This window comes from Cryobacterium sp. 10I1 (genome assembly GCF_035019805.1).
In the GTDB taxonomy this organism is placed as follows: domain Bacteria; phylum Actinomycetota; class Actinomycetes; order Actinomycetales; family Microbacteriaceae; genus Cryobacterium; species Cryobacterium glucosi.
On record NZ_JASJVF010000716.1, the window covers coordinates 1 to 210 of the forward strand.

Sequence of the window (210 nt, forward strand, 5' to 3'; positions counted from 1 at the left end):
GCGGCGATGGGTGTCGTCTTCGGCGATATTGGCACCAGCCCGCTTTACGCGGCGACGACGACGTTTGACGCCGGCAGCTTCGATGCCAGCGGACCGTCGGCCGAATATGTGTATGGGTCGACGGCGACCATCGTCTATGCGCTCACTTTGGTTGTCACGATCCTCTACGTGCGTTTCCTAATCCGGGCTGACAACCGAGGCGAAGGTGGG

1 protein-coding gene is annotated in these 210 nt (G+C 61.4%); it reads left to right on the forward strand.

What is annotated here, in order from left to right:
• The coding region (locus tag QN345_RS20460) for a KUP/HAK/KT family potassium transporter (RefSeq protein WP_323509287.1) at window positions 1-210 on the forward strand (210 nt) is incomplete at both ends.